This window comes from Phormidium sp. CCY1219, from assembly GCF_055795085.1.
On sequence record NZ_JAYFEQ010000525.1, the window covers coordinates 1 to 4,348 of the forward strand.

At 52.4% G+C, this 4,348-nt stretch carries 3 protein-coding genes; 2 read left to right on the top strand and 1 reads right to left on the bottom strand.

The features are described from left to right. The first annotated feature begins 265 nt into the window (after positions 1 to 265). Positions 266 to 1,750 (top strand): Asp-tRNA(Asn)/Glu-tRNA(Gln) amidotransferase subunit GatB, encoded by a 1,485-nt coding sequence (gatB, locus tag AC0QH1_RS14080; RefSeq protein ID WP_324631797.1) that lies wholly within the window; start codon positions 266 to 268, stop codon positions 1,748 to 1,750. Positions 1,751 to 2,237: 487 nt separating this feature from the next. Here gatB and AC0QH1_RS14085 read toward each other — a convergent pair whose 3' ends face one another. Beyond that, entirely contained in the window at positions 2,238 to 2,381 is a 144-nt protein-coding gene (locus AC0QH1_RS14085) for a hypothetical protein (RefSeq protein ID WP_324631798.1), read from the bottom strand. 436 nt (positions 2,382 to 2,817) lie between these two features. Here AC0QH1_RS14085 and argJ point away from each other — a divergent pair, with 436 nt between their 5' ends. Then, positions 2,818 to 4,059 (top strand): bifunctional ornithine acetyltransferase/N-acetylglutamate synthase, encoded by a 1,242-nt coding sequence (gene argJ / locus AC0QH1_RS14090; RefSeq protein ID WP_324631799.1) that lies wholly within the window; start codon positions 2,818 to 2,820, stop codon positions 4,057 to 4,059. Positions 4,060 to 4,348: the final 289 nt, after the last annotated feature.

Sequence of the window (4,348 nt, forward strand, 5' to 3'; positions counted from 1 at the left end):
TTCACAGACATTGCCATGATGTAAAAACTGCCAGCGATGGTAGCCTTGGTACCTATGATAAAGGCCAAGTTGTTGAGTCCCCGGATGAGGTGAAAGTCTCAAGTCCGGTTCTGAAGACGAGTAGTTCTGGTGACGGAATTGCTTAGTTTAACATCTTGCATCGCCGGGGGTAGGGACGCCAAATACAAAGAAAGAGTCGGTTCTCATCCCTGTTCGGCATTGAAATACAATAATAGGGGTTCAAACGCGAGGATTTCAGACACTTATGACCATAGCTGCACCTGCAAAAACACAATACGAAGCGATTATTGGGTTAGAAACCCACTGTCAGCTCAGTACCCAAACCAAAATTTTCTCCAGTTCCTCCACCGAATTTGGTGCCCCCCCCAATACCAATATCGATCCGGTATGCATGGGGTTGCCCGGTGTGTTGCCGGTCCTCAACGAAAAGGTGCTCGAATATGCGGTAAAAGCAGCACTGGCGCTCAACTGTGACATCGCGCCTTATAGTAAATTCGACCGCAAGCAGTATTTTTATCCCGACTTACCGAAAAATTATCAAATTTCTCAGTACGATTTGCCGATCGCCACTAATGGTTGGCTCGAAATCGAACTGGTAGATGACGATGGGAACGCAAGTCGCAAAAAAATTGGCATCACTCGCCTGCATATGGAAGAAGATGCAGGCAAACTGGTTCACGCGGGCAGCGATCGCCTCGCCGGTAGCGCCTATTCCCTAGTAGACTACAACCGCACCGGCATTCCCCTGGTGGAAATCGTCAGCGAACCGGACCTGCGATCGGGTCAAGAAGCGGCAGAATACGCCCAAGAACTGCGCCGGATCCTGCGCTATCTCGGGGTCAGCGATGGCAACATGCAAGAAGGTTCCCTGCGCTGCGATGTGAACATCTCCGTGCGCCCCGTGGGACAAGCGGAATTTGGCGTGAAAGTCGAGATTAAAAACATGAACTCGTTTAGCGCCATCCAACGGGCGATCGACTACGAAATCGAACGCCAAATCGAAGCGATCGAAACTGGGGAGGCGATCGTGCAAGAAACCAGACTCTGGGAAGAAGGAAGCCAACGCACCATTAGTATGCGAACCAAAGAAGGTTCGAGCGACTATCGCTACTTCCCCGAACCGGATTTAGGGCCGATTGAAGTCTCCGTCTCCCAACTCGAAACCTGGAAAGCCGAACTCCCAGAACTCCCCGCCGCCAAACGACATCGCTATGAAAGCGACCTCGGTTTATCCGCCTATGATGCCCGGGTCCTCACCGACGAACGCCCGGTGGCGGAATATTTCGAAGCCACAGTGCAAGCCGGTGCGGATACCAAACAAGCGGCTAACTGGATTCAAGGTGATATCACCGCCTATTTGAAAACCGAAAAACTCGACATCACCGACATCGCCCTCACCCCCTCCCAGTTAGGAGAACTCATCTCTTTGATTCAAGAAGGCACCATCAGCGGCAAAATCGCCAAAGAAGTGCTGCCCGAATTGCTCGCCAACGGCGGTTCTCCAAAAGAATTCGTCGAGGGCAAAGGATTGATTCAAATTTCCGATACCGCCGAACTCGAAAAGATTTTGGATGAAGCGATCGCCGCCAATCCCAAGCAACTCGAACAGTACCGCAACGGGAAAACCAAACTCAAAGGCTTCTTTGTCGGTCAAGTGATGAAACTCACCAACGGACGCGCCGATCCAAAACTGACCAACAAACTTCTCGAACAAAAATTGAACGGGTAATTTTCCCGACTCTTAGGGAACGAACAGAACCTCGGTTCAAACCACAGTTTCATCCCTGAAGTCGGTTAAATACTCACCAGAATGTACCGGATTCAATCAGCCGATAATAATCGGCGGACAATCCATTCTCGGGGCTGTAGAGACGCCTAACCGCGTCTCTACGTTGGTTGAAACCTTACGGAAACGATAAAAACCCGCCGGGGTTAGGGTGGGGTTCGCCCAAGAAGTCCGCACCAAACGCGCTCATTTAAACCCGACGTTTGACCACCGGATTTTATCTCAGTTATGAGGGAAGTTTTCTCGCTTCATCGGCGGTGAAATCGCGAACCCATGCCACAATTTTACCACGCAATGGGGTTTAATAAAAATGGCAAAATTTATTTCCTGGTTACTCTCCCCCAAAACAATCACCATTTTAATCGGTGTTGTTCTTTTGTACGCAATTTCTCCCTTTTTGATAACCTTTGCCGGTGCCGGGTTGGCTGGGTTATTCGGGTGCAATGGCGGCGGCGTGGAAAATAATTGTCCCAGTCCACAAATGGCAGAGTTTTTCACCAGTATGACTGTGGTTCACTGGTTGGCGATGGTGACGCTTCCCACTGGGCATGCTCGTCGCCGGGGTGCTCGCCATTATTCTTGTGTTGCGTTTAATCATGCTGCAACGTCGCTCTTAAATAATGGCCCACTTGCGTGTTTTGTCTCGTCACTCCCGTGCAATTAGAGGCGGTGGATCTGCATCGCGTTTGTAGGGTGGGCAGTTCTAGCACAGATACGCGATCGGCACCTCTCTTGAGTGGCTTTGCCCACCCGACCATCTGCAATTATTTTTGCATGAGTACGTAGCAACACAAAATCTCTCAATTTCCCTCGGATACGGCCAGAAAATAAAGGGTTTTACCCCTCATCCCGTAATTACTATAGTGTGCTATGGAGATGCACCCAGATCGTAGGGAGAGTGCCGCGAGTGACTCTCCTTTTTTTTTCAGGTTGTGACTCGGGCAACATTAGCGGGATGCCAAATTGTTATAATCCGCTCTCGAATACGCCACAAGAGGAAGGAAACAAGTATGGCACAGTGGAAAGAAATTAGCGGCGGGGTAAGCGCGCCTTTGGGATATCGCGCCGCCGGGATCGCCGCCGGATTGAAGCCATCGGGGGCAGCAGATTTAGCCTTGATTTTGTCAGACGTAGAAGCGATCGCCGCCGGAGTCTTCACCATCTCCCAAGTCCGCGCCGCCTGCGTAGATTACTGTCGCCAACGCCTGGAAGAAAAAGCCAGCACCCGCGCCATTTTATGCAATTCCGGACAAGCCAATGCCGCCACCGGTGCCAAAGGTTGGGCAGATGCGATCGAAAGTGCCGAACTCCTGGGGCGAGAACTGGCCATTCCCCCCAGTTCCATCTTGCTCGCCTCCACCGGAGTGATCGGACAGCGCATTCGCATGGATGCCCTGCGCCAAGGCATTCCCAACCTGGTGGCGGCGGCAACTCCCAGGGGTGGCGATGACGCCGCCCAAGCCATCTGCACCACGGATTTAGTCCCGAAATCCATCGCCTTAGAAACCACCATTGACGGGCGTCCCGTGCGAATGGGCGGGATTGCCAAAGGGTCGGGGATGATTCATCCGAATATGGCCACCATGCTGGCATTCGTCACCTGCGATGCGATGGTCTCGTCCCATCTGTGGCAGGAAATGGTCAAACGCGCCGCCGATCGCAGTTTTAATCAAATTACCGTCGATGGCGATACCAGTACCAACGATACCTTAATCGCCCTGGCAAATGGCCAATCTCGGACGCCGACGATTACCCATAGCGGACCGGAAGCCGAAAAATTAGAGGGAATGCTCACAGCGGTTTGTCAGCACCTCGCCAAGGCGATCGCGCGCGATGGCGAAGGCGCAACCTGTCTGATCGAAGTACAAGTCACCGGCGCACCCGATGACGCCGCTGGACGCAAAATCGCCAAAACCATCGTCGGCTCTTCTCTGGTGAAATCCGCTATCTTCGGTCGCGACCCCAACTGGGGGCGGATTGCTGCCGCCGCCGGACGGGCGGGAGTCCTTTTCGACCAGGATGATTTGCAGGTGAAACTGGGGGATTTCTTGCTCATGGAAAAAGGCCAACCCCTGGAATTCGACCGCGACGCCGCCTCCGCGTACCTGAAAGCCGCCGCCGCCGGTGAGTATTTGAAATCCGATACGGTGCTCGTGTCAGTCAGCATCGGCAATGGACCCGGTACGGGGATAGCTTGGGGATGCGACCTCAGTTATGACTACGTGAAGATTAACGCCGAGTACACCACTTAGCCCAGGGATTTCCTGGAACACACAGAGACGCGAGATATCGCGTCTCTACAAATATGCTAACGTTTTGGCCAATGGTTTTCATCGCGCCGGTTTCGCATTTATTGGCTCAATAAATTTGGGAAAGAACGGAAATTAACAGAAACGTCAGGGCGATCGCTGTGCCTCGCACCCCCAAAAATCAAAGCTTTCAGACATTTGCATCCTTGGCTCAATCTGTCAGGGACTCCGTAGAAACCAACCCCATGTCTAAAGCCAGGGGCTTGTACTTCTAACCACCTGACCAGCCTAA